We start from the raw sequence: 26,570 nt of genomic DNA on the forward strand, positions 1-26,570 counted from the left end.
GGCGGCGGACGCCTTCCCGTGGGTGGGCACGCCGGGTGTACCGCCGCTGCGCATGCTGGGTGGTGCGCTGTTCTTCGGTTGCCGTGCGGGGAAGCGTCCCCGGGGACAGTGCCAGTCTCATGCGCAAGTGTTCCCGTAAGCCAAATTCCCACAGCGGCCACAGGGCCGTTGTGGAATACCTGCGCGGCGAGCACGAGTACGGCAGAACCGGTGATTCTGCGAGTGCCATCCATGCCGTGTCTTGCCTGCGGACTCCACCACCGGCAGAGTCCGCCGGCGACATTCGCTCAGCTCACGCAGGGTTACCGATTCCTCACGCCGGCTCAGCGATGGCGTCAGTGAGAAGGGCCTTCAGAGTACCCTTTTCAACCACCCCCAGAATCCTGGCGGCCACGCGGCCTTGCTTGTCAATTACCAGCGTCGTGGGCACGGCCTGCGGCGGAACGTACTGGCTCATGGCCAGCAGCACCGTGCCGGACTTGTCCAGCACGCTCGGATAGCTGATGCCGAAGGACCGCTCGAACGCCTCACCGGTCGGAGCCTCGTCGCGGATGTTAACGCCCGTGAAAACGACTCCCTTGGGGGTAAATTCCTGATGCAGGGCTTCAAGCGTCGGGGCCTCGAGTCTGCACGGCGCGCAGGCGGCATACCAGAAGTTAAGCACCGCCACCTTTCCCTGCAGGTCAGCCGAAGTCAGCTGGGTTCCGTCCATCATCGGCACGTCCAGTTCGATGGGTGCTCCACGTAGAGCTGCGGAATACTCTGTTACGGACCCGTCGCCGGCGACATAGTTCTTGTTATCGCCAGCCACCGCCTGCTGTGCGAGCGAGTCGTTGGCTGCGGAGCATGAGCTGAGCGCCAGGCCCAACACAAGCGCTGCGGCAACTGTGCGCAGCACCTGGGAAAGCCTGGGCTGCCCCTTCATGGAACGCCGACGCTGTGCGTTCGGGGCGGTCGTACTTTTTGGGGAAGGACTCATCATTTCTTCTGCACCCTTACGTTTCAAATCTCGGCCCCGGGCATCCGGCCTGCACAGCCGACCCGCCGACGTCCATTCCGCCGGCCACAGGCATTTCTACTAGGCGCTATAGTAATACACGATCGGCATCCGCTCCTCCCCCCAAGGGCGGATGCCGGTTTGCCCGGTGGGGTTCCCAGTAAGGATCACCTTGAAATCTCCTTCGAGGCCGCCACTGGGTCGCCAGATGAGCCACACGTCTTTGGAAAGGATGCTGTGCACCATCCCAGCAACGAGGAAATCAGGAAAACCTTCGACAAGATGGCCGGGGGCTATGACCGGCGGATGGGTTTCGCTGAGCGTCACGTGCTCGTAGGAGCCAGGGCCTGGGCTGTGTCTAGGGCCCGCGGCACAGTCATCGAGTTGGGGGTGGGGACGGGGCTCAACCTGCCGCTGTACGGCCCCGCAGTGCACCATGTGACCGGAATCGAGCTCTCCGAGGGAATGCTCACCATCGCCCGGCAGCGCACCGCCGCCCGGGGACTTGGAAACGTCGAGTTACGGCAGGGCGACGCACAGGCTTTGGATCTCCCGCCCGAATGCGCCGACACTGCCATCTCCACGTTCACGTTCTGCACAATCCCCGACCCGCTAGCGGCCAGCCGGGAGGCATATCGCGTACTCCGCCCCGGAGGTACGTTCATACTGGCCGAACACGGACCGTCCCGGCACCGGTTGGTCTTCGCCCTCATGCGCGCGATCGAACCATGGAGCGTTCGCTTCTGCGCCGATCACCTCACCCGCAATCCGGTGCCCTACCTCACGGCGGCCGGTTTCACGGTCTCCGAAGTTCTTCGTGGGGGACCAGGCGGCATCGCCTTACGGATACTCGCACACAAGCACATCGTGCTGGCGTGCAGGTAAGCTCCCGCACAGACTCCCGGTCCCGGCAGGGGCCAGCTGGAGTCCGGCCCAGAGACCCTGGCGGCGCTAGCCCGGAATGTCGTCATAGCGGACGGTGGAGATGTAACGCTGGACCGAAGTCGCAGACGACCGCCACGATCAGCACGCCGACGTTCCCCGGGCGCTTTGCCAGATCGGGGGCACCCCAAGCTATGGGACCGAGGAAATGCGCCCAGAATGCCTTCCTTGCGCCAAAATCCGGGACACGACCACGGAGTCTTCGAGCGTGGCGTCCAGGTCGTCGTCTTAGACATTGGTGTCCAGCAGGTCCGGAATGACGTTCGCGACGCCCAGGCCTTGGATCCTGGGCGGGTTGGGTGCGCGGCCGTTGAGGATGCAGGGCGTGCCAGGGCTCAACCGCGATGATCTGGGCGTCGGGCTTGCGCTCCTTCGGCACCTTGCCCCGCCGAGCCCAAAATGGACTGTCCGGACCAATGCCCAATCCGGCCAACCGGCCCTGGGGACTTCCTGATCGGTAGATTACCTCACTACTATGTCGTATAGTAGGACACGTCCCGCACCCTTCCTTCCTCGGGGAAAGGTGCGGGATTAGGGGCAGTTGCAGTGCGCCCCACCGATACGCCAAATGTACCCCCTGGGGGTATTTGGCTTATACCCCCATAGGGTATAAGCTTGAGTCTGTTCATTAGCGTGCGAAGGGAACGGCATGAGTACTCCGGCCCGTTCCGGCGAAGCAGCCGATGCAGAACCGGCAGACGGGGGGGTACTCACCCGATAAGGCCGCTTACCTGCTCCTGCTCAAACGCATCGAAGGACTGGTGCGCGGTATTGCCCGGATGGTCGATGAGGACAAGTACTGCATCGACATCCTTACGCAGGTAGCGGCCGCCACGAAGGCTTTGCATGCCGTCAGCCTGGGCCTCATGGAGGACCATCTCGCTCACTGCGTGGCCGGTGCCGCCGCCGAGGCTGGCACGGCGGAAGGAACGAACACGTCGAGGGAAAAATCCGCGAGGCTTCCGATGCCATTGCCCGACTTCTGCGCTGACCCTGAAAACACCACTACCGCCCTGAGGAGAATTACCATGTCCACTGTCACCGCCACCCTCAATATCTCCGGAATGACCTGCGGGCACTGCATGGCTTCCGTTATGGAAGAGCTCGAAGCGCTGGAGGACGTTACCAGCGTTGCCGTCGAACTGAACAAGGGCGGGATTTCCCGGGCGACAGTCACCTCCGGAAGTGAACTTTCCGCCGCACGGCTCACCGAGGCCGTGGCAGCGGCCGGCTACCTCGTCGTCTCCGACGACGCTTGAGAACACTTTTCAACAAAGGATCGAGCATGAGCACCGAAGAACTCCTTCACCAGCCCCGGACACGGATCATTGAGCTCGATATTGAGGGCATGACGTGTGCCTCCTGCGTGGGCCGGGTGGAGCGCAGGCTCGGCAAACTTGAGGGCGTGAAAGCCGCGGTGAACCTGCCGCTGGAGTCAGCTCACGTATCTGTACCGGAGGGGATCAGTGACCGGCAGATCCTGGACGCCGTGAAAGCTGCCGGCTACACAGCGCGCCCCAAAGCGCACGACAGCACGGCCCCGCCGGCCAGGGCCCCGATGGAGGCAGACCGGCCGGCCGCCCCGGGCGTGCCGGGCGGCCGCAGTCAGGCGGACCTCCTGCTGCGGCTGCGGCTGCTGGTTGCCGCAGCGCTGACCATCCCTGTCGTCATCATCGCGATGGTGCCGCCTGCGCAGCTCCCGAACTGGGGCTGGGTCGCCGGCGTCCTGACCCTGCCTGTCTGGGCGTGGTCGGCATGGCCGTTCCACCGGGCAGCGGCCCTCAACGCCCGCCACCTGGCCTCCACGATGGACACGCTGGTATCCATCGGCGTCAGCGCCGCGTTCCTCGTCTCAACCTACATGCTGTTCACTAACCCCACGCTGACCGAAAACCCGTCCCACAGCGGCCATGTTCCGCTGTATTACGAAGTCACCGCCGTGGTTATCACCTTCCTGCTGCTCGGTCGTCATCTGGAGGCCAATGCCAAGCGGAAGGCCGGCGACGCGCTCCGGGCACTGCTGGATCTGGGCGCCAAGGACGTCAGCGTGATCCGTGACGGTGAAGAGGTCCGGATTCCCATTGAAGACCTTGTCCGCGGCGATGTGTTCCTCGTACGGCCCGGGGAGAAGATCGCAACGGACGGGGTTGTGACCGACGGCCACGGCGCCGTCGACGCGTCCCTGATCACCGGTGAGTCGCTCCCCGTCGAAGTGGTCCCGGGCGACACTGTCACCGGAGCGACGATCAACACCGATGGCCGCTTGCTCGTGCGCGCAACCAGAATCGGCAGCGAGACCACCCTGGCCCAGATAGGCCGGCTGGTCAGTCAGGCCCAAACCGGCAAAGCGCCGATCGCCCGTCTGGCCGACCGCATCAGCGCCGTCTTTGTCCCCATCGTTCTGGGAATCGCTGCCCTGACCTTCATCCTCTGGGCCGTTTTCGGCCAAGACGTGCAGGGCGGCCTCCTGGCCGCGGTGGCTGTCCTCGTCATCGCCTGCCCGTGCGCCCTGGGTCTGGCCACCCCCACAGCCCTGCTTACCGGCACCGGCCGGGCGGCGCAGCTGGGCATCCTGATCAAGGGCCCCCAGGTCCTTGAGGACACCCGCACCGTTAACACCGTCCTGCTGGACAAGACCGGCACGGTCACCACCGGCAAACTTGCCGTCAGCAGAATTGTCAGCCTCGGACAGCTGGGCCAGGACAAGGCACTGCACCTGGCAGGATCAACCGAGGCAGCCAGCGAACACCCGGTGGCGCACGCCATCACCGCCGCCGCCCAAGCTCACGCCCCGCTCACCCCTGTGGCCGACTTCCGGAACGCTGCCGGCGGCGGTGTCCGCGGCCGCGTCAACGGCTCCTTAGTGGTCGCCGGCAAGACCGGCTGGCTGGCAGAGAACGGGATTCTTCCCAGCGCCGCGGAAAAAAAGAGGCTGCATGAGGAGCAGGCCTCGGGCGCCACGGCCGTCTGGGTCGCCGTGGACGGCAGGGTCGAATGCATCATCAGCCTCCAGGACTCCGTCAAGGAAGGCTCGGCAGCCGCCATCGCCAAACTCAAGACCCTGGGGCTGCGGCCCATCCTGCTCACCGGCGATAACGCGGCGGTCGCGGCCGCGGTGGCGGCCAAAGTTGGGATCGCCCCCGAAGACGTCTTTGCCGATGTACTCCCCGAGGGCAAGGTGGACGCAGTGAGAAAGCTGCAGAGCTCCGGAGCCACGGTCGCCATGGTTGGCGACGGCGTCAACGACGCCGCGGCCCTGGCACAGGCGGACCTGGGCATTGCCATGGGATCAGGGACGGACGTGGCGATCGAGGCCGCCGACCTGACCGTCATGGGCAGTGATCTGGGCCAGGTTGCCACCGCGATCCAGCTCTCCCGCAAGACCCTCTCAACGATCAAGTCCAACCTGTTCTGGGCCTTCTTCTACAACACCATCGGGATTCCCATTGCCGCCCTGGGGCTGCTGAACCCCATCATCGCCGGTGCCGCCATGGCGCTGAGCTCGGTCCTGGTCGTCGGCAACTCCCTCCTCCTCAGGCGGTTCCACCGGTAGAGTAACCACCCGCAAACACCCACCCTCGGCACCGCAGGCGGGTAAGACCATCCCGGACTCATGAAGTCCCGCCCCCGAGCTCGTGCAGCAGACAGCCGCTCTATCCCGTGGCTGCCTGCTTCCTGGCACGATCCGGCCACAAAGGCACGGACTGCCGGATGTTTAACGGGTTAGGGGCTGCCTAAGGAGGCAGTTCCGCCGCCGCCGCAATTCGCCGCGCGAATGGCCGCCGCAACAGCGGAAAGGAGCAGCCGCGTCTCCCGCGGCAGCTTCACCGCGAGCCTGCTGCGCCCAAGGACCCGCGCTTCCGCCGGAGTCAGTGCGTCCAGCAGCTCAGGCAACCCGTCAAACTCTGCCACCGCGGCTGAGCACTGGGCGCATATGGCCAGATGCGTCTCATATTCGCCTTGCTCGCCGGGAGTAAGGGCGCCAAGGACATAGACGGCGGCCCATTGCCGGTACCTGTCAGTCTCGTTCGTGTTCATGCCGGGGCCTTCCTCGATAACGATCAATCGCGTCCACACAGGAATCCGCCGGAGCTGTCGGTGTCTCTCCGGAAGCCGTGTTCGCCCTCACCGCAAGGGCATCCTGTCCGCCGCAGCCTTTACTTGTCGGACGTGCCCGTCGGCAAAGGCACTTTCCGGCTGCAGCCGGAGCACCTCCTGCCCAGGCAGTTGCTGGGGAATACCCGGGGCTTTCGTACAACATCGGTTATGCCGGACCAAATGTGGTCTTGGAAACCGCGGAACTGCCGGCGATGCGTGTTCCAGCGCTGCACTTTCCGCCGGTCAGGCATTTTCACCTCCTGCCGCTAAGACGCGCACCGGGCCACCATCGGTTCAACCGCGGCTCCGAGGACGGGCACCGGATTTAGGACCGGTGATGCAGAACGAGCGCGCCGGCGAAGCGACAGTGGCGTGCACCCGCCTCCACGGAGGCCCTAAGGAGCCTGCACGCCGCCGGTTCAGGGTGCCTCGTAGCAATCCCTCCGCCGTCCGAATGCTCGTCGGCTGCAGGCACCACGGTCGGCGTCTCTCGAAGTCAGGTGGCCCCGATCTCTGCCACTGGGCAGTGGCAAGGGAGGGATCAGCGGCGCGTGCCCTGCCCCGGTCCTGTTGTGGCGGGCCGCTCACTGGAGTCCGCGTCTGACCGCCGTGGATCGCGGGGGAGCGCCCCGGGCTGCAGGATAGCGGCCCCGAGCGCGAGCAGCGGGACCAGGGACGCGCCCCACAGCACCTGGCCTGCTGTGCTGTGCTGCGCCGCGGCTGAGTAGTTCCACAGTGACTGGATGTAGGCATACCAGTCATCGCCGTGCATCCCGCCGGCCATGACGGCCAAGGCCGCGGCAACGTGGCCGGCCGCGGCCGCGGCCAGGACCCACAGGGCACTGCTGCCGGCGGATCCTGTCTCCGGGTCGCGGGACTTGAGCAGGGCCGCCACCAGGTTCAGTCCGGCGCCCAGGGACGCGGTCATGGCAGCGAGCCTGAAGGGGTTGTTGCTCAGGGACAGGTGCAGCACTGGCGTGAAGTAGTATCCGGCCAGAAACACGGCATACAGGGCCAGGGCCGGCACCGGCCGGGCGATCCAGAGCACGGCAGGGGATTTCAGGAACACGGCAGCCCATTCCCGCAGACCCCGGCTTCCGTCCGGGCGCCGGGGGAGTGTGGCGGCGGCGAGAACTTCGGGACGGCCCAGTAGCAGCAACACGGGGACGGTCAGCCCTATGATCAGTTCGGCCAGTACGTGCATACCCGGCAGCAGCCGGCCGTAGACGGCCGGCGCGCCGCTCGTGGCCCAAGCCAGGAACAGGCAGCCCAACAGCCAGGAGACCGTGCGGATGAGAGGCCACTGGCCCGCGCTGCGGTTCCAGCGGCGGACGGCAGCGAGGTATCCGGCGGCGAGCAGCACGACCGCCGGCGCCCAGACGACATCGGCGTGCCACTGGGTAACCCATTCTGCGGCGCCCGGCCAGGGCGGGAGTTCGGAGCCGAGCAGTGATTCGGCGGTGCTTTGCACGGGGCTGGTGGGGAACGGGGACGTGCGCCCCAGCGCTACGGCCAGACCTACGGTGACCGCCATCAGCGCCAGCTCCGCGCCTGCCAGACGCATGAAGCCGGACTTACGCTGCGGGTTGCGTTCCAAGTCACGGATCGTGCGTGCCCGGTGCACCCAGCCGGCGAGCCCAAGCAGGACCAGTGCGACAGTCTTGAGGACGAGGAGCACCCCGTACGCAGTGCCGAAAAGGTCCGCGCCGTTCAGGCGCAGCACCGCGCTCCAAAGGCCCGAGAGCAGCACCAGGACGAAACACCCTCCGGCCAGCCGGGAGTAACGGCGGACCGAGACCACGAGGTCACGGCCGGCCTGATGGCGCAGGACGTACATGGCGGCGAGGCCGCCGACCCAGACCGTCGCGCCGATCAGGTGAAGGGCAAGCAGGTTGACGGCGTCCTCGTGGTTGGAGGCCCCGTGGGCGGTCACCGTCAACGGGAACAGTGCGCCCAGGGCCAGCAGGGTGCACACCCCTGCCGTTGTGGTGCGGGTCGCCAACCAGGCCCCTGAAGTGGCCGCCGCTGCGAGGAGGACGTTGACCGCCAGGGAGCGGCCGAGCGCCAGGTCGAAAATAAAGGACGTGACCGCTTCGAGGGAAGCGCCCGGACCGAACGGGTCGGTGCCGGCCATGTCCGCGAAGGAGAAGGTCAGTGCCACCCCGCCGGTCACAGTCCATACGCTGCCCGCGATCGCGGCATAGAACATGGCCCGTGACGCAGACCGGCCAAGACTGCCGGGCCGGTCAGGGTCCTGCGGGAGCACGGTGGCCGCGACGGCAAGAAGCCCGATCGTCACGGTAGCCGCCGCGTCATGAACGGCACGGGAGGCCGGCAGGGCCCACCGGGTGAGGTCCCCGGGGTCCGGAAGGCCGGGCGAGGGCGCCTCCATGGCGCCAACCAGGTTCAGGACGAAAAGGGCCGTGAGGGGAACAAGCAGGACCAGGGCACCGGCAAAGGCGGCACGGGCAAGACCGGTCACGGGCGACCGGTCCTCTGTGCCCGCCGTACCAGCAGCAAGAACACGCCTGCGGCGGCCAACGTTACTGCCGAGAGCAGACCGACTGCCGGCCATGGGAAAGGTTCAGCGGCATCGGGCAGGACCTGCTGGGCGGGGGCGCCGGCCTGCGCTGGTGATGGCCCGGGTTCGGCTGGCCCGGTTGCCGCCTCAGGCCCGCCGGGTGCTGGGGCGGAAGCGGTCACCGAGAACGTCAGAGTCCCCTCCACGGGGTGACCGTCTGCGGCCACGGTCCGGTAGGTAATTTTCCACGGTTCGGTACTGCCCTGCGGCTGACGGCCCGCGATGCCGGCAGGGACCGGGACAACGACGTTCTGATCGGTGATGTCCGTCGCCAGGGCCGCCGGCGCGCCCGACCCGACGGCCAGGGTCACCTTGGTGAACTGGGCCTGGATTCCCTCAGCAAAAATCAGGCTCACCCGGTCCGGGACGGCAGTCAGGCGCGCGTCCGGGGCAGGGTCACTGCTCTGCAGGTAAGTGTGCGCCGATGCCGGGGCCGCTGGCATCACTGTCGCCGCCAGTCCCAGCAGGAGGGCCAGGAGAACTGTTCCGCGGCGGGCACGCGTGCGCCCTGCGTCGTGTGGCATGTGCCTTCTTTTTCCTGTCTGTTGTCCGAGCCCGGTGTGCATGCCGTCTGGTTGGGTCCGGAAACTCCAGCACGCACCCGCACTACTATACCAAGTAGTAATTGAGCTACTATGTTGAATAGTACTTGAGTGGGTGCGCTCGTTTATCCCGATTGGAGCTGGTTTATGGAGCAGGTTCTGCTCTCCACAACGATCCTGGCCTCGTTTCTCGGCGGGATCGTGGCGTTAATGGCGCCGTGCTGCGTCTCGGTCATGCTGCCGGCGTTCTTTGCCTCCAGCTTCCGGCGCCGCAGCCGGATCCTGGCCATGACACTCGTTTTTGCTGCCGGGGTAGGAACGATAATTCTACCCATCGCGCTGGGTGCGGCCGCTATCAGCCGGATGCTGTTTGGCTACCACATCTGGATCTTCAGCGCGGTCGGGCTGGCAATGGTGGCCGTTGGAGTCGCCACCTTGGCGGGCTGGAAGATGATGCTGCCGATGCCCTCCGGGCGCGGCGGTGGCACAGGCATCGGCTCAGTGTACGGGCTGGGCGTGTTCTCGGGTGCCGCCAGCGCCTGCTGCGCGCCGGTCCTGGCTGGCGTGGCCGCGTTGTCCGGCGCTGCTTCCTCCTTCCCGGCCGCTCTGGCCGTCGGTATCGCGTACGTGTTCGGCATGGTGGCCCCGCTGTGTGTCCTTGCCCTGGTGTGGGACAAAAAGAACTGGGGCGCGAGCGGGCTGCTGTCCGCGCGGACTGTCCCGCTGTGGCCAGGCGCGGCCAGGCGCGTGCCGCTGGTAACCCTGCTCTCAGGGGCCCTGATGATCGTCATGGGCATGATCACGGTCGTCATCGCCATACAGGGACCCGGAATGGCTCCTGACGGTTGGCAGGTGGAAATCACTGCCGCCCTCAGCCACGCAGCCTCCAATATCGAACAATTCCTTGGGTTCGTGCCCGGCTGGCTTTCGGCTGCAGCGGTCTTCGCGCTCCTTGGAGTTCTGATCTGGAAGTCCCTCCGGAGCAGGAAGCGCGCAACTGCCGCCTCTGTTGCTGGCGGGACCCAGCGCGAGTCCTGCACCTCCTGCCCCGCCGAACCGGAACCGGACAGCAGCAGCGGAACATCAGCACAGACCTTGCCCCCTGAAGGGGACCACCCCGCATATCTGAAGGAGAGCCGCTAATGCCAGCGACGAAAACCGACCAGCGCCCCGCCAGCAACCCGAAGGGCCGGCCAAAGCGCCGGGGCCTGTTCTGGGGCGGCATTGCCGCCGGAGTCGTGGCGGTCCTGGCCGCCGCCATTCTACTTATCACGACCAGCCAGCCGACCCCCACGGACGGGGCAGCGAAGTCGTCTGTTGGCTACGCGATCGGCAACCCCGGGCCGGGTGCCCAGGCCCCGGACTTTTCGCTGCCGTCAACCTCAGGCAGCACCGTGAACCTGAGCGACTACCGCGGCAAGACAGTGCTGCTGTACTTCCATGAGGGCCTGGGCTGCCAGCCGTGCTGGGACCAGATCCGCGACCTCGATACTGCCCGGCCGCAGCTGAAGGCAGCCGGAATCGACCAACTGCTGACCATCACCAGCGGACCGGTCAACCTCATCGCTCAAAAGATGGACGATGACAAGCTTTCCGCTATCGCCCTGGCTGACACCAAGCTGGACATCTCACGCACCTATGAGGCCAACAAGTACGGGATGATGGGCGACTCCCGCAACGGACACAGCTTCGTCCTGGTCGGCCCGGACGGAACGATCCAGTGGCGGGGGGACTACGGCGGAGCCCCGGACTACACCATGTACATCCCGGTCCAAAGACTCCTCTCCGACCTCCTGAACGCAACGACAACAAAGTGACGGACCACCAGCACATGACAGACATCACCATTCTGACCCAGGCCTCATGCGGCTCCTGCGAACAGGCTAAGAAAGTCCTCTCTGATTTGAGGGTGAACCACTCACTGGACATCCGTGAGGTCAGCCTCGAGACCGAAGAGGGTCGCGAACTCGCCGACCGGGCCGGGGTCGTGTTCGCACCGGGCATCCTGATTAACGGGGAGCTGTTCAGCTATGGGCGGCTGTCGGAAAAGAAGCTGCGCCGCCACCTCGCACACACCGCCCCTCCCGTGCATTAAACAGGCGGGTCCCCTCTGGGATACTATGGAGGGTAGTTTCATTGCGGCCGCCCCGGCCGCACTAGGAAAGGCTCGTCCCGTGGTGCGTCAGCTCGGAGAACTGGAAAAGTTGGTCATGGACCGCGTGTGGGCCTGGGAGCATCCCGTTGCGGTGCGCGAGGTCCTCGAAGACCTCCAGCGCGACCGGACCCTGGCCTACACGACCGTCATGACGGTCATGGACAACCTGCACCGCAAGGGTTTGCTTACCCGCGAGAAGGAGGGACGGGCCTATCTCTACCGTCCTGCGCAGACCCGTGAACAGCATACCGCCGCCTTCATGGGTGAGGTCCTTGCCGGCAGTACCGACCGGCAGGTAACCCTGCTTCACTTCCTGGAGCAAATACCCGCCGACGAAGTAGCCCGCCTGCGCGAGGCGCTGGGTGAGCACGTCCCGGGCGGAAACGCCCAATGATTGCCCCGGTGTTTCTGATCCTTCTCGCCGTAGTGCTGGCCGTGTTTGGGCCGATGGTGCTCAAGCGCAGCACCTGGCTGGAGCGGTCCCCGTGGGTCGGCATTGCCGCGTGGCAGGCACTAAGCATCTCCCTGGTATCTACCGTCGTGCTCGCCGGTTTGTCTCTGGCAGTTCCGGTGATTCCCTGGACAACAGATCTGGCCCAACTCGTCCGGGCCTGCGCGATGGCCCTTCTGGAGCAGTACTCCACTCCGGGCGGGGCCATTGTCAGCACCACCGGTCTCGTGGGCGCTGCCGCCGTCCTGGCCAGGGTCGCCTACAGTCTGGTCAGCGGCCTGACGACTGCGGCCCGGAGCAGAACCCGGCAGCTGGAGGCACTGGCCATGATCGCCAGCCCGCACGAGAACCTGGACGCACTGGTCATCGAGCACGCCGCCCCGGCCGCCTACTGCCTTCCCGGACGGAACAGCCAGATCGTGCTGACCAGTGCCGCCCTCTCCGCCCTGGACCCGAAGCAGCTTGACGCAGTTCTCGCCCATGAACGCGCGCACCTGCACGGGCGACACCACCTCATACTTGCCGCCGCCGATGCCCTGCTGCACGCTTTCCCCGGGATTACGGCGTTCCGTGATGCCCGCGCCGCCCTCGGACGCCTGGTGGAGATGATGGCCGATGACGACGCCGCGGCAAGCAGTGACCGCCTCACCGTGGCCACCGCCCTCGTCCGCCTGGCCGAGCGGAGCATGACCCCGGCAGCGGCCCTGGGTGCCGGCAGCGAATCGGCACTGAACCGGGTCCGGCGCCTACTCAGCCCGGCCCGGCCTCTTGGCATGGGCCGGACTGCTGTAGCAACGACGGCGACGGGCGCGCTCCTTGCCCTGCCGATATTTTTCGCTATTGTGCCGGCAGCAGCCGCAGGAACCATGCCCCCTTGCCCCGTCGACAGCATCTCGACCTCCGCCTGAACACCGCTCCCATTGGTACTGCGTCCGGCCGCCGCACCCGCCAAGAGAGACGCAGGTACGGCGGCCGGATAATCAGGAACCGGTTGCCAACAAGATGACTGCCGCCAGGATCAGAATGCACGCGATGATGGTCAGCACCCTTCCCCGCCGTGTCCGGGGGTCCTCGCGGAGCGGGAACAGCAGCTGCCGGCCGAGGGTGTAGACGGTCACGGTGGCTACGAAGACCAGTCCGGGAATCTCCAGCGGCGCCGCCAGCATGAATGGCAGCGTCCCAAGGCCGATCAGCAATGCCAGGAATGCCTCATAAAGCTGGACCGGATGCCTGCGGCGCCCCAGCCGGCGGTCCGAGGACCACAGTGCCCACCGCGAGGCGGTCGGTCGGCCGGCGCAGCAGCCTGTGAAAAAGCAGCCGGGCCGCCCTACCGCCATCCCGAAGAAGAGACCGGCCGCAGTGGCATCGAGGACCCGCCCCACCGGCAGGCCAAAGATCAACGAACCTATAACCACCGTCGCCAGCGCCGCGGCGATGAAGCCCTGGATGCAGGCACCTGCCTTAAGAAAATTTGTCAGCGGCTGACGTTTCAGCGCCAGCCACCATAGCCGGGCGCCCACCCCTCCCACCGTGTTTGCTATGACGGTCAGCCAGAAGGGGCCGGCAGGATCGATGCCCTGCCTGCTCAGGAACATGGCCTGAAGCACCACGGCCAGAATGGCCCCCAAAACCACCAGCAGCGGCCACGACGCAAGATTAACCACTGGCCCTTGGGCAAGGGCGGCAAACCGGGTCTGAACCGTCGAGGAAACAGGGGCCGTCTCTGGACGTAGTCCGCGTGCCGCCGTGGCGCTGACAGGCGCCGATGTCACGTTCCAGGTTCCGGCGCCAACCCCGGTCACGCGCGAGGTGACCGCGATCCTGCCGGTTCCAGGCGTAATGGAATCCACGTCTTCGAATGTCTCGAACTGTTCCGGGGGTGCGCCCGGTTCGCTGGCGGCCTTCATGCCGGAGAAGCGTACCGACACTCTTTCCGGACCCTCCCACGTGTCCGTGTCGATCCAATGCGTAGCAGCCAGCCCCTGCGGGTCCAGGCTGTCAAAAAATCCGCGGTGTTCTTTGCCCCCGGTGGAATCCGGCACTGTATCGGCGGGCGGGGGCGGGTCGGCCTGAGGCAGGGAGTGCGGGTCTGCCGGAGCCGGCATGGACGCAGGCGCCAGGCGCCGGGCCGGGCGTGGCCCAGGCTGCGCGTGGGAGCGCTGAATGCCGGATTCGAGGGAGTGACCCGTGCGCTGCCGCGCCTCCGCGGGCACGCTGTGCCTGGCCGCGACCGCTGCCACAATGTCGATTCCGGCGGGAAGGCCGGCAACGGGTCCCGGTCCACGGCGGGGATTATTCGTGATGGCCTCGGACGGCCTTTGCGATACCGGCGGTCTGCGCCGTTTCTTGTTCATGATGTAAATGTGTCCTTTAGGGATGATCCGGATACGCGCCATGAGGGGCTTCCGGGGGAGTAGGCGGGTGCGCCTGCGGCAGATGGGCAGGCGGGAACTCGTTGGGAGATGACGTCCGGCAGCTGGAACGAGCGGCCAGGGCAAGCCAGGGGACCGTCGGCGGGCAGGGCCACGGCGGACGGTGCGGGATGCAGCGGGGTTTATGTCCGGCTGATCGAAAGTTGCGTCAGAGACAAAGCGTCTGGGACCCGGGTGAGCACAGCCCTTGTACCCCCTGGAGGGGTGCGCAGAGCTGGCTCCTCGCGGGAGAGCGGTGGCACGTCGGCCAGTTGGACGGGTGTGGCCTGGTTCCCTGCGCTGGCAGGGAGGGGCGCGTCACTCGCGCAGGAACCAATGGACGCGGGTCCGGCTGAGCTGTGGGCTGCCGGGGTGGCGCAGGAGTCATTTGAGGCCTGCGCCGCCGCCGTTTCCTGCCCGCCGGGAAGAGGGGTTGCCGCAGAGGCCGGACCGGCCGAGAAGACAGGACCGGATGGTGAAAAGTTTGTGGCACATATCAAAGAGAGGGCCAGAGCGATCAGGATCAGCAGTGCCGGGGCTGGCGGGACCGGTCCGTGTCCCGCCAGCCGGCGCTTGGAGGGGCCCGCCTGGTGGGCGGACGTCACGGCCGGCCCGCCCGTTGGGGAAGCCAGGCCGGCTTGCCCGCCGGATCAACAGGGGGGACTGGTGTGGCCGCAGGGCAATGAGCGGAAGGGGGCAGACCGGAAGAGCCCCTCGGCTTACAACCGGGCATGGAATTTCCCTTACAGTGTGGGTCTGTGGCAGGCGGGGCTACTGGGGGCCTGGTGGTGCTGACTGGGTGCGCAGAGCCGTGATCTCGGTCTTGAGACGCGCAACTTCTTCGGTGGCCGCACGGTCCTGGCACGCGGTGCCCGTGCCGGAGGCCACCTGCCCCATGACGCAGTGGCCCTTGCGCATGGGCCTGATGCAGAAGAAATAGGTCGCCGCCAGGGACAGCAGCAACACAACGAGGGCGGTGACGGTTCCGGTCACCGGGTTCCCTTGTCGACAGCGCCGCCTTTATGGGCGAGGTTCTCACCTGCGCGGAGCCTCTCAAGGTCGGCGCGAAGCTGGGCGAGCTCTGCCGCAGATGCTTCCGTAAGGGCAACGTCTCCCGACGCTTTCTTGCCCGAACGCATCATGAACCACATCATCGCACCCATACCCAAGGGGCAAGCCAAAACAGCCAGGCCGTAGAAAATCTGTTCCATTATTTCGCTCCTTGTAAGTCACTGGTCGGTGAAGACATTGCGCCGGGTCACCGGGCCCTGTTGGTTGAGAATGACCCACTTGACGGCCGGGACCCTGTTAAAGGCAGCCGACCCAACATCTACTATTCTATATAGTAGTACATGGAGGTTGCATCCGTCGAGGGATTACATACCCCGCCGTACCGCGGCTATTCCTGCACCCTCGGGCCCCTACGGGCCGTCCAGCACAGCCAGCCGCCGCTTGTACTCTTCGTCATCAATGTCGCCCGCCGCGAAGCGCTGGCGCAGGATCTCGCCAGCCTCCTGCCCACCAGGCTTAACCCCTGCCTGCATAGCGGGACCTCGCCGGACGAGCCAAGCGACCAGCAGTACCACGGCCGCCACGGTGGCCAGGATCGACAGCAGGGCCAGAATGCTCCACGCAATGGACCATACGCCCATCATGGAATTTCCCCAGCCACCCATCATTCCGTCGCCCATCATGCCCATCACACTTTCTCTCGCACCGCACCTGGCCACCACAATACTACTATTTGCAATAGTAGATGGAAAGAAGCAGCAGGGCATCCCGCGGGCAGCGGTAGCAGCCGGGCCGGAAGCCATGACAAGGCAGGTTGCACCGCCGGGAGCAACGTTTGGGGTTCTTTAACTGCCCTCAGACCGGCGTCGTGAAGGTCCCGATCAGGTTTTGGAGCTGGTAAATCCACTGCGTCCAAAGACCGGAGACCATGAGCAGACCCAGGACCGCCAGGATGATGCCCCCGCCGATGTTGAATTTGCGGATGTGCCCTCTGATGAACGAGACCGCACCGCTAACCCAGTTAACGCCCAGCGCCACCAGGAGAAACGGGATTCCGAGGCCGATGCAATACGCGAAGGCGAGCAGGGCGCCACGCCAGGCAGAGCCGCTGGCGGTGCTCAAAGCCAGTACGGCACTGAGCGTGGGTCCGATGCACGGCGTCCAGCCCAGTCCAAAAACGACACCCAGGAAAGGTGCGCCCGCAATCCCGGACGACGGCTTCCACGGCAGTTTCACTGTCCGCTGGAGGAAGGGCAGGCGGCCCATGAGCACCATACCCATCATGATCACCACGATGCCGAGTACCCTGATCAGCAGATCCTGCCACCGGGCCAGCCAGCCGCCGACAGCCCCAAAGGCAGCGCCGTAGAGTACAAAGACCACCGCGAAGCCCAAAACGAAGAAACTCACCCCGATGACGATCCGGCGCTTTGCCCGTGCATGGTCTGCGCCGGCAAGGCCGGATACGTAGCCCAGATAGCCGGGCACCAAAGGCAGCACGCAGGGGGAGATGAACGAAACGATTCCGGCGATAACGGCCAGCGGGACCGCAATCAGGAGCGCACCGGACAGTGCGGTCTGCGCGAAGAACTCACCGGGACTCATTGTGCTCCTGAAATTCATCGGGACCTGGGGCCCGCTAAATACTACCCGATATAGTATCTTGGTCTTGTGCGAGGGATCCCGCCCAGGAGAGCGCGCGCTTCTGGGCGGAACGCCTATCCAGGGCCGGATACTGGTCCGCCCCGGATCCCGTGGCTCCAGGAACCCGGGGCCGCGGCGGGGTACCAAGGTCAGGGACTTCGGGCCCGGCTGTTCCATTGAGGATCAGCACCGTCATTTAGAAGTGCGGGCAACCATGCGAGCAGGAAAACATCCCGGGCAGCGCAGTTTCGATGGTGGTCCTTGGTTACCCCCTGATCCAGTTCGCCCTCTTCGTGCCGCTGCTATGGCTGTTCGTCTTCCTGCAGATGGATTGGCCGTTGGCGTGGCCAGCGCGGGACCGAGTAAGTAGTCATCGCTGTAGTTGGCCGCGTCGGCGCCGAAGACGTTTCTCCAGGGTGAACCCGAAGGTGTTGGAGTCCGCGGTCAAAACCGGGGAGTCACCTCTGGACAGTGGGGGAGAGGCGCAGGCAGAGGTATCCCGGCGTACCCGACCACTATCCGCGATAGTATTTCAAGGAACGGTGCCTGGATACGGCCTGAGCCTCTTCGGCCGCCGGTTTACTGGCGCGCTGCTGCCGGGCCATGTGAGTGCAGAGTAGTTCGTGGATGGGAGAGGGACAATGAACCTTGTCGATGTTTTGGTTATTCTCGCCGGCGTGGTCCTCGTGGCATTTCTTGCTTGGTACTTCTTTGCTCCCCGCCGTGCCGCTTTGGCCAATCTTCACGGGGGAGTGCAGGTCGTCGATGTTATGGTGCGGGGCGGATACTCGCCCAACCTTGTGCGTGTCACTGCAGGGGTTCCGATACAGCTTCGTTTTGACCGGCAGGACAACAGCGACTGCACGAGCCGGGTGGTGTTTCCGGATCTGCGCAAGAGCGCCTCGCTGGCGGCCTTCGACACGACCGTCCTTGAGCTGACGGTTAACGAGCCGGGCGAGTATCCGTGGGCTTGCGGGATGAACATGCTTCATGGGCGGCTGCTTGTTGAACCCGACGGCGGTGAGGCATCGGGGACTTCTGCCCAGGACGAGGACACCGCAAGGGCCGTCGGGGTCGGTCCGGCGGTCGAGCGGCAGGACCGGCCCGAACGGGCGGAGTTCATGCTTCCCGGGGCCCTGCGGAGCCTGCCGATTGACACGGGCAGGGCTGAGGGGGTGCTCCGCCGAATCCCGGGCGTAGACAGTGCCACCGTCAATTTCGGCGCCGAGCGGGCCGTGATTCTCTATGACCCGCAACAGGCCGATGTGCGGGAGCTCGAACGGGCAGTCGCCGACGCCACGGGTTTTCCCGCCCGGCTGCGGGCAGAGCCCGGTTCGGCGGATACCGAGGACTCGGAGGCCCAGGCACGGGAGGCCGAACTGCGTGATCTGCGCTGGCGCGTGGGCCTGGGAACGCTGTTGACCCTGCCGGTACTGTACGGAGCAATGGCACCGTATTTCATGGACGAACGGTTTGTGCCGGATATCCTGCGAAGTCCGTTGGTGCAGCTGCTGCTGACCCTGCCTGTCATGTTCGTCGTCGGATGGCCGATCCACAGGATCGGATGGCGCGCCCTTGGCAACCGTTCTGCGGAGATGAACAGCCTCATCACCCTGGGCACCACTGCCGCCTTCGTCTACAGCCTTGTCGTTACCTTTGCCCCTCAGGTTTTGCCTGCCGATGTCCGCGACGTCTACTACGAGGTCGTCTCCTTCATCATTACGCTGATTCTCCTGGGCCGGCTTGTAGAGGCCAGGGCACGGGCCGGCACGGGCAATGCCATCCGGGCGCTGATAGCCCTCACTCCCGCGACCGCGAAAGTAATCCGGAACGGACAGGAAATCGAAGCGCCGGTCGAAGATGTCCGGGTCGGGGACGAGATCCGGGTACGGCCGGGTGAAAAAATCCCCGTCGACGGGCAAATCATCCACGGCCGTTCCGCAGTGGACGAATCCATGGTCACCGGCGAGAGCCTGCCGGTGACTAAACAGGTAGGTGACACCGTCATCGGCGCCACCGTCAACGGCACGGGGGCCTTCAGCATGCGCGCCACCCGCGTCGGCGCTGACACGGCGCTGGCACAGATTGTCCGACTGGTTCAGGAGGCGCAGAGCTCAAAGGCTCCGATCCAACGGCTTGCAGATGCCGTCTCCGGATACTTCGTGCCCGCCGTGGTGTTCATTGCGATCGCCACCTTCGTTCTATGGTTTACGGTGGGAAATTCACTCTCACTGGCCGTGGTCGCGGCTGTCAGCGTCCTCATCATTGCCTGCCCGTGCGCGCTTGGACTTGCGACGCCGCTGTCCATCATGGTTGCCACCGGCAAGGGCGCATCACTGGGAGTGCTCGTCAAGGACGCCGCAGCTCTGGAAACAGTAGACAAACTCCACACGGTAGTCCTGGATAAAACCGGCACCCTAACGCGCGGCAAACCCGCCCTCACCGACACCGTCACGGCCCCTGGGTACGACCCGGAACAGCTCCTTCGCCTGGCCGGGGCGGCGGAAGCGGACAGTGAACATCCTCTCGCGGCAGCCATCGTCACCGCTGCGCGCAAAAACGGTCACCTTCCACAGGCAACAGCCTTCGACTCGATCACCGGCAAAGGGATACGGGCAGTAGTCGATGATCACGAAGTGCTCATCGGAAACAGCCGTCTTTTGGCCGACGCCAACATCCCGACGGCCGGGTTGGAGACCGAGGCGGGACGGCTGGCCGAGGACGGGAAAACACCCATGTATGTGGGCGTGGACGGAGAACCGGCAGGAATCCTCGCCGTGGCCGACACCCTCAAGCCCGGCTCCGCTGCCGCCGTCGCCCAGCTGCAGCAAAGGGGGCTCGAAGTGGTCATGATCACCGGTGACAACAAGGGGACCGCGGAGGCAATCGCGCGCCAGACCGGCATCACGCGCGTGCTCGCGGACGTGCTGCCCGCGGACAAGGCAGCGGCAATCCGGTCCCTCCAGGATGAAGGGAAACTCGTGGCGATGGTAGGTGACGGCATCAACGACGCCCCGGCTCTGGCCCAAGCCGACGTCGGTATAGCCATCGGCACCGGAACCGACGTCGCCATTGAAGCCGCCGACGTCACCCTGATGTCCGGTGAACTCTCCGGGCTGATCACCACCACCGCACTCTCACGGGCCACGATGCGCAACATCCGGCAAAACCTCGTGCTGGCCTTCGGCTACAACACCGCTTCCATCCCGCTGGCTGCCGGCCTGCTGTACCCGGTGACGGGCGCACTGCTGTCCCCTATGGTCGCGGGAGCGGCCATGGCGCTCTCAAGCATCAGCGTTGTCCTCAATTCCACCCGCCTTAACACCTTCAAGGCCTCTCCCATCACCAGATCCCGACACAACGACGAAACCCACAACCAAGAAGTGGCCCAGGTAAGTTGATAAAAACGACCCGTCACACAAGCATGAATAACGACCAAGAGCCGGTCCGCCTCGGGAATATTCCTTCCCCTGTCCGTCAACAGAGCAGGGCGGGCATGAGGAAAATTACGGGCCCGATGCACGCTCCGCAGCTGCCCCAGGCCGTCGTCCCCCAGGGACCCCGTGCCTAGCCCCGTTCCGGAACCCACTCCCTTTCAAATTCCACCATCACTTCCAGGAGCCTCCTTGCCATCCACCCACCGTTTGCGCACCATCCAATACGCCGGAATGCCGGCAGCGGCGGCCTCACTGCTGCTGGTACTGTCCGCCTGCGCCGCACCCTCAGCCCCGGGAGAATCCTCCTCAGCAGCCAGCGACTACCCATCAACCCACATCCATGGCATCACCGTTGACGACGCGACCGGCAAAGTCATGCTGGCAACTCATGCCGGCCTCTTCGATGTCACCGCCAAGCCGGCGGTCAAGCTCAGCCCGACAATCGATCTGATGGGCTTCTCGCCCACGGAAGACCCGGACGTCTTTTATGCCTCCGGCCACCCCGGGAAGGACTCGCCCCTTCCGAACCCCGTGGGCCTGATCCGATCCGAAGACGGCGGCAAGACATGGGAAGAGGTCTCACGCCAGGGTGAGTCCGACTTCCATGCAATGACCATGACCAAAAGCGGCGTTGTAGCCTTTGACGGGACTCTGCGCACCAGCCCGGACGGGAAAGACTGGTCCACGTCCACCGCCGCGTTCCAGCCCGCCGTGCTTGCGGGCGACCCTGGCAGCGACACCGTCCTGGCCACAACGCAGGAAGGACTGCAGCGCTCCACCGACGGCGGAAAGACCTGGGCACTGCTGGCTTCAGCGCCCCTCGTTCAGTTCGCCGCGTTCGCCACCCCCACCGACGCGATCGGTATTGAGCCCACCGGGGCGGTTCATTACTCCGCAGACGGGGGCGTAACGTGGTCACCTAAAGGCAGCGTCAACGGGGAGATCCAGGCCGTCACCACGGCCAAAGCGGCCGACGGCCAGCTGAAAATTTGGGCCGCCACTGGTGAGGGAGTGCTGGTGTCGGAGGACGGTGGCGCCACTTTCGCCCCGTACAACCCGGCCTGACTTCGCCTTGAGGTTCCTTCCCCCGCCGAGGAAAACCATCCGGGTAGTCTCGGGAAATAGCGGACCACCAAACCACCTCCGGAATCGGCGCCGTGACCCCTTTGGCTCATCACGGCGCCGTTCGCGCACCATCCTGTCCACGCTGTGAGCGGTTAAGGCCGGCATCAAAGCGGCGCACTTCCAGGGGCTACGGCACCACGTGCGGACACCATGGGCGTTCAAATGAATGTGGCGAGCTGAACTTCCTGGCACAGGATGACCTGAAGCAGCATCCCGGCTGCGGTCTACGGGCGACACCCGCAGTGCCCCACGCTATGCCACTGGCATACCGGCTCGTGGACCGGTGATGGCGTGATGATATTCACCCCCTTGCCCTTATGGACTCCCGCCAGGGCTTGGGTTCATTCTCTCCGGTCATTTGCAGGGCAGGGCCAAAGGACACTTGCAGCGCGCACCCGGCAGCGGTCCAGCCGCCCTGTATCACTGAAGAGCAGGGCGGCTGCGGCCTTGAACGCTCCGGGATGCTGTCAGCCGTCGACGCCCCCGGTGCAAACGGCACCGGGCTCGGGGGCATCGGGGCCCTGCCGGTATTTCTTAATGAAGGTCGCGATGCGTTCGTCACTGCTGCTGTCCACCGAGAGCTGTTTGCCCCAAGCGGTGGCGGTAACAGGCGAGGTCTGCTCAGTCACCGGGCTGAGCAGGAGATAGTCCTGGCTGCCCGCCAATGAGGTCAGTTCGGCGACCTGGTCCTGGGGGAGGTCGGGACGGTAGGAAAGCCAGACAGCACCGTGTTCAAGGGAATGCACCGCCCGGGTCGGTTCGACCGGGGCGGTGTAGATACCGCAGTTTGTCCACACCGGCGCGTGGTCACCACCAGTTGGCGGGTTCCGGGGGTAGCTGACGGACCCCGAGACGTGGTTTCTGGACTGGTCGGCGAACTCCTGGACGCCGTCGATTGGCCGGGCGGCCTCAGCCTTAACCGTCTCCTGTTTCTGGACTTCTCCTACGACGACGAAGGCCGTGGCAGCGATGATCGAGGTGATGACGGCGCCGCCGGTGCCGTAGATCAACCAAGCCTTGCGCCGATCGGCCGCGCGGTGTTTGGTCCGCATTGCCTTGACAAGGGCTTTTCGTTCCTCAGCGCTCATCCTGGGTGACGGCATCTTTGTTCTCGCTTTCCTTAGGGCGGTCAGAGGCTGCGGCGCAGCTCTTGCAGGGCGGTGATTTCCGCGGTCTGGGCGTCCATAATCAGGGCCGCGAAATTCCGTACCGTGGAGGTCTCGGCCAGGCGTACTCCGGCAGCGGCCATGGCCACGCCACCTTGATGGTGACGGATCATCAGGTCAGTGAAGAGCCGGTCCGCCTCGGCGCCGGTGGACCCGCGCAGCGCCCGCATCTGCTCAGGGGTGGCCATGCCCTCCATCGCGCTCTCAGCGCTGCCTGCACCACTCTGCCCCGCATGCGACGAACCGCTTCCATGACCGCCGGCTTCTGACTCCATCCACGCCATGGGCGCGATCGAGCGTGCCTGCGACAGCCCCCAGTCCTGCAGCCAGGCATACATCTGACCCTTCTGGTGCTGCTGGCTGGTGGCAACGTCGTAAGCGACGGCCCGGATCTCCTCGTTACTGGACTTGTCACGGATCAACAGGGCCATCTCGACCGCCTGCGCGTGGTGTGCCTGCATGTCCCTGGCAAACCCGGCGTCCGCGCCCGTATCCGATACAGGCCGTGGCGTGGCGGACGACCAGCCGATAGCGAAAAAAATCAACGCAGTGAGGACAACAACACCAAAGAAACCAAGCCACAGATAACCCGCCCGGAGCCGAGGAATAACCTGCTCCGTGGCCTCGGGCGGGTCTGCGGATGGAAGCGACATTGGAAATCCTTCTTGTATCAACGCCTGCTAAGACGCTTGTCACGAGGTACGGACCGTGAACGAATCTCCAAGGCCCGTCTCCATGCTAGCTAGCACGCGAGGACACACCCATTGATGTCCGGTCAGTTACCGCGTCCGGTGAAGGCGGGAACGGCGGCCTCACGAGCCGGTTCCTTGATTCCCCGCTGAATCAGCCACCGAACGGCCGGGTAGGCGGTAGCGAATCCTAAGATGTTTCCGATTTGCATCAGGAAAATGAAAGTCACGTCGGTGGGCGCGGGCATGAGCATTCCGAAGTGCAGGAAAATCATCCATCCACCCATTCCGATGTCAAAGGCCAGCACTGTTACCGCCGCGGCCAGGAAGGCAGCACCTGCTCTTTTCCCGGACCCAGTCCCGCTTTTCCAGACGGGGGAGGCGAAACGTTCGAAAAGGAACAATAAGGCGGTCGCAAGCAGGGCAATGAAGATGATCAGTACCCACAGGTTCGTTCCGGCGATGGTAAGACCGCTGGCGATCACCAACGGAACGCCAATGAAGTGGGCCACCGTGGCCGCTGCTCCACCAGGTGTTCCACCGGTCAGCGCCTTCGACGACAGGCGCTGTTCAGGAACAGCACCGCTTTCCTGCCGCCACTTCGGGCTGCCTGCGCGGCCGAGGCGGTAGTAAGCCCACAAAGCGAAGGGTCCGAGGTACAGGGCGGTTATTGGCCACACCACCTCCATCGTGCGTTCGCTCTGACGATAACGCCGCACGTAAATGTCATAAAGAACGACCACCGCCGAGAGAATACCCAGGGCGACAAAAAACCAGGCGACGGGGGTCAGCCACTGGGGAATGGCCGATTCCATGCTCGCCATGTCGGTCATGTCTGTGGCGTCGTTGTAAATACTCATGCAGTTCCTTCGCGTTCATGGTCAGTGGTGGTGCCGCAGGTTGGGTAGATGCTTTCCTATTGCCAAAAGCCCTGCGCCGCCGTCCCAGGGACAACACGCCGAAGGGACTACTATCGCGCATAGGAGAAGGCAATACTATCGTACATAGGAGGCAGAAAACCCCTAGCTCGTCTCTCCGCGCTGCGCTTCTATGCGCAGCTCAGGGGCATTTCAAGGAACTGCGCCGCGTTGTCCTGCTAGTCAAAACGTGGCGCGTTCGGTGACGGGGCGAAGCAACCTTTTTGTCTCTCATCATGTAAGGACAGTCGGGGCTCTGCATCCAAGGCCTAACTCATGGTCATTTTCGTTCAGAGGTATCGGCGGGGCCCACAAGTTCGTGCATGCGATCCATGCCGGGGTTGCCTTCGGCCATAAGTTCGCGCATGCGATCCATGCCGGGGTTGCCCTCTTCGGAAGCAACTGCTGCTGGACGCGGGGTTTCTGTGGCAACCGCGGGTACCGCGACGACGGCCCCTGCGGCAAATGCAGCCGCAACTACGGCCAAGACGGAAGTACGTATCAACATCATTCATCCTTTCGATAGTTACTATCCGACATAGTAGCCTAGTTACGATTCGCCATAGTAGCGTATCTACGATTTGACATAGTAGGCTGACTACGATTACACATAGTAGCCGTGGGCATATCCGCTTACCAAAGTTCCCGGGCGGAGCAAGTCGCCTTCTCAAGCCCGATGGGCCCTGATCTCAGGCGTAGCCTTCTCGCCGTCTTGCACTTCTGCCGAAAACCCCGGGCCTGTTACGCAGGCGAACCGCGCTATCTCTTGATGTAGAAAGTCGCGCAAAAGCAGCATGCGTTCAATACCTTTTGCCAGCGTTGGGACATCACGAAATTATAACAATCCAGAATTACCGGGTAAGTTGATACAGGCACTTCTGTACTAGTGCTTTTGAGCCGGACGCCCAGCCCCGCCGACGGCCTCAGATTACGATTCTTACCGGCGGGGGCGGAGAACCCATCTTTGGCAGACCGCTGCCTTGGGGTGAAGCCGATACCCTCGTCCGCTACTAATGCGGGACTAAGGGTGCCGGCAGGGCCTGACTCCTTGGTCCGAACCCGACAGCTAACTTCGCAGGCGCTGAAAGGATCCCCCCATGCCCTCCTCAATCCATGGCCGGCGCCGTCAGACCGGTCCGACTAATACCTTCCGCTCCGCATCCGGCGCCATCCGTAAAGCCGTCCGCACCGCTCAAAGCTCAGCAGGGGGGCACAAGCACCTTCCCGCTGTTGCCACCATCAGCGCAGCTGTCCTGATCGGGGCCGGAATCACCGCAGCCCATGGCGGAACCACCAGCGCCCCAACGGTGGCCGCCCCGGCCACGCAGTCCATCGTCACGGGCCCCATCGTCCAAGCTTCCCCTGAAGCAGCCATCACCTTCGACCGGTCGAACGTAGAGACCACCCCCGCCCCCGCACCCGAAAAACCAACGCCTACAGGCTCCACCCTGCCAACCGCCCCTGCCTCATCTGCGCCTGCCGCTACAGCTGCCCCAGCGCCTGTTGCTAAGGTTGCTGCCGCCCGGCTCGCCGCGCCGCTGTCGAGCATGTCAGTGTCTTCACCGTTCGGTCTTCGGACCAGCCCGATAACCGGAGGTTCCGGGGAAATGCATACGGGCCTTGACCTGGTGGCCGCCTGCCAGACTGCCGTGTTCGCTGCTGGCGCCGGAACCGTGGTCGAGGCAGGCTGGTCCGCCTACGGGGGAGGAAACAGGATCGTGGTTGACCACGGCAACGGCCTGCAAAGCACTTACAACCACCTCGCCTCCATTGAGACGAGCGTGGGCGGTATCGTCACCGCCGGCCAGCGCCTGGCCGCGACCGGCACTACGGGAGCCTCCACCGGCTGCCACCTGCACTTCGAGGTGCTCTTCAACGGCCAAACCGTCAACCCCCAGGGCTGGATGTAACCGGCACCGGAAGGAATGTTCTCGCTGCGGGTGGCGGCCAGCCCAGCGCATCGATCGCAGCACAGATGCTGACGCTGACCCGCTTATGCCCAGCACGGTCCACCGTTGTACGGACGCACATGAGCCGTTCAGCCGGAAGGGACGGGCTGCTAAAGGGCCGACAAACGACACCCAGGACGAGGGGTCGCATCGGGGTGCCGCTCTGCAATTCTCCAAGGGACTGTTAGCCCCAATAAGCATGCTAAGGATTCTGTTTTCAAGGTCCGCATCCGGCTTCTCGGCAATCCGCAAAGGTGGCAGCCCCGGCCTGATGGAACACCATAGGTGCCGAGGACCGATAGTTACATGTGCCCGTCGACCGATAAACAGCCGAAACCTAATTCCGGCCTCTCGACAGGCTGGAGCACTCAGGTTGAGTGCACCACTCTCTCATTTGACCGCAGCAACATCCCAGCCGACCATCGGTAGCTTCCGTGCGTACTACTATGTAGCAT

The 26,570-nt window shown here is 64.6% G+C and carries 23 protein-coding genes and 1 riboswitch; of the genes, 11 read left to right on the forward strand and 12 right to left on the reverse strand.

From position 1 onward, the window contains the following. Positions 1-313 precede the first annotated feature (313 nt). Complete coding sequence (locus FHJ30_RS03035) at positions 314-925, reverse strand: TlpA disulfide reductase family protein (RefSeq protein WP_139027801.1); 612 nt, start codon at positions 923-925, stop codon at positions 314-316. Between the two features lie 309 nt (positions 926-1,234). On the opposite strand from FHJ30_RS03035, the gene FHJ30_RS03040 reads away from it, so the two are divergent. From FHJ30_RS03040 to FHJ30_RS03055, 3 genes are all read left to right on the forward strand, one after another. After that, the gene (locus FHJ30_RS03040; protein ID WP_205677028.1) at positions 1,235-1,882 is read left to right on the forward strand and encodes a class I SAM-dependent methyltransferase; all 648 of its coding nucleotides are present in this window, start codon (positions 1,235-1,237) and stop codon (positions 1,880-1,882) included. A gap of 740 nt (positions 1,883-2,622) precedes the next feature. After that, positions 2,623-3,198 (forward strand): metal-sensing transcriptional repressor, encoded by a 576-nt coding sequence (locus tag FHJ30_RS21955; protein ID WP_373683165.1) that lies wholly within the window; start codon positions 2,623-2,625, stop codon positions 3,196-3,198. Between the two features lie 26 nt (positions 3,199-3,224). After that, positions 3,225-5,492: a cation-translocating P-type ATPase gene (locus FHJ30_RS03055; RefSeq protein ID WP_139027803.1), complete on the forward strand. Its 2,268-nt coding sequence runs from the start codon at positions 3,225-3,227 to the stop codon at positions 5,490-5,492. 170 nt (positions 5,493-5,662) lie between these two features. Here FHJ30_RS03055 and FHJ30_RS03060 read toward each other — a convergent pair whose 3' ends face one another. From FHJ30_RS03060 to FHJ30_RS03070, 3 genes are all read right to left on the reverse strand, one after another. Beyond that, positions 5,663-5,977, reverse strand: a complete 315-nt coding sequence (locus tag FHJ30_RS03060; protein WP_139027804.1) for a zf-HC2 domain-containing protein — start codon at positions 5,975-5,977, stop codon at positions 5,663-5,665. Positions 5,978-6,578: 601 nt separating this feature from the next. Continuing rightward, positions 6,579-8,519 (reverse strand): cytochrome c oxidase assembly protein, encoded by a 1,941-nt coding sequence (locus tag FHJ30_RS03065; protein ID WP_171058895.1) that lies wholly within the window; start codon positions 8,517-8,519, stop codon positions 6,579-6,581. After that, positions 8,516-9,142, reverse strand: a complete 627-nt coding sequence (locus tag FHJ30_RS03070) for a copper resistance CopC family protein (RefSeq protein WP_171058896.1) — start codon at positions 9,140-9,142, stop codon at positions 8,516-8,518. The genes FHJ30_RS03065 and FHJ30_RS03070 overlap by 4 nt, the downstream gene beginning before the upstream one ends. A 165-nt stretch (positions 9,143-9,307) precedes the next feature. Here FHJ30_RS03070 and FHJ30_RS03075 point away from each other — a divergent pair, with 165 nt between their 5' ends. The 5 genes from FHJ30_RS03075 to FHJ30_RS03095 all read left to right on the forward strand — a co-directional run bounded on the left by FHJ30_RS03075 (position 9,308) and on the right by FHJ30_RS03095 (position 12,674). Next, complete coding sequence (locus FHJ30_RS03075; RefSeq protein ID WP_139027807.1) at positions 9,308-10,303, forward strand: cytochrome c biogenesis CcdA family protein; 996 nt, start codon at positions 9,308-9,310, stop codon at positions 10,301-10,303. Then, on the forward strand, positions 10,303-10,977 hold the full coding sequence (locus tag FHJ30_RS03080) for a peroxiredoxin (RefSeq protein ID WP_139027808.1): 675 nt from the start codon (positions 10,303-10,305) through the stop codon (positions 10,975-10,977). The genes FHJ30_RS03075 and FHJ30_RS03080 overlap by 1 nt, the downstream gene beginning before the upstream one ends. A gap of 14 nt (positions 10,978-10,991) precedes the next feature. Further along, positions 10,992-11,255, forward strand: a complete 264-nt coding sequence (locus FHJ30_RS03085) for a glutaredoxin domain-containing protein (protein ID WP_139027809.1) — start codon at positions 10,992-10,994, stop codon at positions 11,253-11,255. A gap of 79 nt (positions 11,256-11,334) precedes the next feature. Beyond that, positions 11,335-11,709, forward strand: coding sequence for a BlaI/MecI/CopY family transcriptional regulator (locus FHJ30_RS03090; RefSeq protein WP_306669404.1), 375 nt, complete (start codon positions 11,335-11,337; stop codon positions 11,707-11,709). An 8-nt stretch (positions 11,710-11,717) separates the two neighbouring features. Then, positions 11,718-12,674 carry a M56 family metallopeptidase gene (locus FHJ30_RS03095; protein ID WP_171058897.1) on the forward strand — a complete coding sequence of 319 codons (957 nt, stop codon included), beginning with the start codon at positions 11,718-11,720 and terminating at the stop codon, positions 12,672-12,674. A gap of 72 nt (positions 12,675-12,746) precedes the next feature. On the opposite strand, the gene FHJ30_RS03100 is transcribed toward FHJ30_RS03095, so the two are convergent. The 5 genes from FHJ30_RS03100 to FHJ30_RS03120 form a co-directional block, all read right to left on the reverse strand. Then, positions 12,747-14,120, reverse strand: a complete 1,374-nt coding sequence (locus tag FHJ30_RS03100) for a prolipoprotein diacylglyceryl transferase (RefSeq protein ID WP_171058898.1) — start codon at positions 14,118-14,120, stop codon at positions 12,747-12,749. A gap of 828 nt (positions 14,121-14,948) precedes the next feature. Then, positions 14,949-15,170, reverse strand: a complete 222-nt coding sequence (locus FHJ30_RS03105) for a hypothetical protein (protein ID WP_139027812.1) — start codon at positions 15,168-15,170, stop codon at positions 14,949-14,951. Beyond that, positions 15,167-15,388, reverse strand: coding sequence for a hypothetical protein (locus FHJ30_RS03110; RefSeq protein ID WP_139027813.1), 222 nt, complete (start codon positions 15,386-15,388; stop codon positions 15,167-15,169). Before FHJ30_RS03110 ends, FHJ30_RS03105 begins: the two co-directional genes overlap by 4 nt. A 210-nt stretch (positions 15,389-15,598) precedes the next feature. Then, on the reverse strand, positions 15,599-15,877 hold the full coding sequence (locus FHJ30_RS03115; protein ID WP_240793559.1) for an SHOCT domain-containing protein: 279 nt from the start codon (positions 15,875-15,877) through the stop codon (positions 15,599-15,601). 166 nt (positions 15,878-16,043) lie between these two features. After that, entirely contained in the window at positions 16,044-16,793 is a 750-nt protein-coding gene (locus tag FHJ30_RS03120) for a cytochrome c biogenesis CcdA family protein (RefSeq protein ID WP_139027814.1), read from the reverse strand. Positions 16,794-17,473: 680 nt separating this feature from the next. On the opposite strand from FHJ30_RS03120, the gene FHJ30_RS03125 reads away from it, so the two are divergent. Together FHJ30_RS03125 and FHJ30_RS03130 are read left to right on the forward strand one after the other, a co-directional pair. Next, a complete protein-coding gene (locus FHJ30_RS03125) occupies positions 17,474-20,233 on the forward strand; it encodes a heavy metal translocating P-type ATPase (RefSeq protein ID WP_139027815.1) in 2,760 nt (919 codons plus the stop codon). Between the two features lie 225 nt (positions 20,234-20,458). Continuing rightward, a complete protein-coding gene (locus FHJ30_RS03130) occupies positions 20,459-21,334 on the forward strand; it encodes a F510_1955 family glycosylhydrolase (protein ID WP_240793560.1) in 876 nt (291 codons plus the stop codon). Between the two features lie 527 nt (positions 21,335-21,861). Here the strand turns inward: FHJ30_RS03130 and FHJ30_RS03135 are convergent. The 3 genes from FHJ30_RS03135 to FHJ30_RS03145 all read right to left on the reverse strand — a co-directional run bounded on the left by FHJ30_RS03135 (position 21,862) and on the right by FHJ30_RS03145 (position 24,109). Beyond that, positions 21,862-22,497: a DUF3105 domain-containing protein gene (locus tag FHJ30_RS03135; protein ID WP_139027816.1), complete on the reverse strand. Its 636-nt coding sequence runs from the start codon at positions 22,495-22,497 to the stop codon at positions 21,862-21,864. Positions 22,498-22,523: 26 nt separating this feature from the next. After that, positions 22,524-23,213 (reverse strand): DUF305 domain-containing protein, encoded by a 690-nt coding sequence (locus tag FHJ30_RS03140; RefSeq protein WP_139027817.1) that lies wholly within the window; start codon positions 23,211-23,213, stop codon positions 22,524-22,526. Positions 23,214-23,335: 122 nt separating this feature from the next. Further along, the gene (locus tag FHJ30_RS03145) at positions 23,336-24,109 is read right to left on the reverse strand and encodes a DUF4396 domain-containing protein (RefSeq protein WP_139027818.1); all 774 of its coding nucleotides are present in this window, start codon (positions 24,107-24,109) and stop codon (positions 23,336-23,338) included. A gap of 959 nt (positions 24,110-25,068) precedes the next feature. Further along, positions 25,069-25,259: riboswitch (cyclic di-AMP (ydaO/yuaA leader) on the forward strand. 4 nt (positions 25,260-25,263) lie between these two features. Here FHJ30_RS03145 and FHJ30_RS03150 point away from each other — a divergent pair. Beyond that, positions 25,264-26,076, forward strand: coding sequence for a M23 family metallopeptidase (locus FHJ30_RS03150; RefSeq protein WP_139027819.1), 813 nt, complete (start codon positions 25,264-25,266; stop codon positions 26,074-26,076). Positions 26,077-26,570: the final 494 nt, after the last annotated feature.

It is taken from the genome of Arthrobacter sp. BB-1 (genome assembly GCF_006151685.1).
In the GTDB taxonomy this organism is placed as follows: domain Bacteria; phylum Actinomycetota; class Actinomycetes; order Actinomycetales; family Micrococcaceae; genus Arthrobacter.